At 60.5% G+C, this 1,133-nt stretch carries 2 pseudogenes; both read left to right on the top strand.

Going from position 1 to position 1,133, the window contains the following annotated elements:
• Positions 1-118: 118 nt before the first annotated feature.
• Positions 119-343 (top strand): annotated as a pseudogene (locus HHL08_RS25285) (transposase domain-containing protein); the annotation flags it as partial.
• A gap of 24 nt (positions 344-367) precedes the next feature.
• Positions 368-655 (top strand): annotated as a pseudogene (locus tag HHL08_RS25280) (transposase); the annotation flags it as partial.
• Positions 656-1,133 lie beyond the last annotated feature (478 nt).

The following is a 1,133-nucleotide window of genomic DNA, read 5'->3' as shown; positions in this document are numbered from 1 at the left end:
ATGATCGCGCCATTGGCCCGGTCCTCGCGGCCTTCATGCCGAAAACGACCGCCGTAATATGGATGCCAGCGATAATGAAACTCTACCATCTGCCCGACATGGGCAGAATGACCCTGCGATGGCCCTTGGCAGAAAATCATGGCTCTTCGCTGGTTCAGATCGTGGTGGCCAGCGCACCGCCTTCATGCTGAGCCTTATCGCCACGGCAAAGCTCAACGACATCGATCCGCAGGCCTGGCTCGCCGATGTGCTCAGCCGCATCGCCGACATCCCCCAGAACCGTCTCCACGAACTGCTGCCATGGAAGTGGCGCGCAGCCGAAGATCAACGCGAAGCCGCCTGATCCGCGGCCTTCACCGAATGCCTACAGTTTATCCGCCGGTTCCTCGTGCACGTTCTTCCGCGCGGCTTTCACCGTATCCGCCACTACGGCCTGCTGGCCAGTTCGTCCCGCAAAGCCAACCTCGCTCGCGCACGAGCCTTGCTCGAGGTCGCTGCGCCGCCCGATGATGCTGTACTTGAAAAGCCCGTCGATCTGCGACCACCGTGCCCTTGCTGCGGAGGTCATATGATCATCATCGAGACCTTCGAACGCTGGCGACAACCGCGGGCACCGCCAAACATCCCGATCCGTATCCCGGAGTTCGCGCCATGATCCGGCATGGCCCGCCCTATATGCATCCTGCACAAGCACCGTGGCGGGAGGCGGTGACGCTCGCGCCCCGCATCGCCGATGCCACATCACATTACCAAAACGATGCGCACTGCCGCCGGCTAAATCGTTTGAAACGGGCAAAAGGTAGTCCGCCTGGTCCACACGGATCTCACCAAACCAGCAATAGCGCCAGTGCGCTTAACGGCCCAGATCCGAAATCCCCATAGCCCAGCGCCTGAGGCCCCGCGGGTCGTACATGTAAGACTTTCGTACGCCTACCGGCGCCCGAAACCCTTCGACATTCGCGACAGTCAGGTTCCGAGCACTGATAATGGGATAACGGACATTCCGGCTCGGAAATACCGATCGCCGCTGCCGCCAACAAAGCCGCCATTCAATCCGCTAGAACACGATCCCTGATAGCGGCCTTTCGTTCACCTCAGGATTGAGCGGGAAAGTTCAGCCAATCCGTCAGGGT

This window comes from Sphingobium psychrophilum, assembly GCF_012927105.1.
In the GTDB taxonomy this organism is placed as follows: Bacteria; Pseudomonadota; Alphaproteobacteria; order Sphingomonadales; family Sphingomonadaceae; genus Sphingobium; species Sphingobium psychrophilum.
This window is presented reverse-complemented; position numbering and strand designations above follow the sequence as displayed.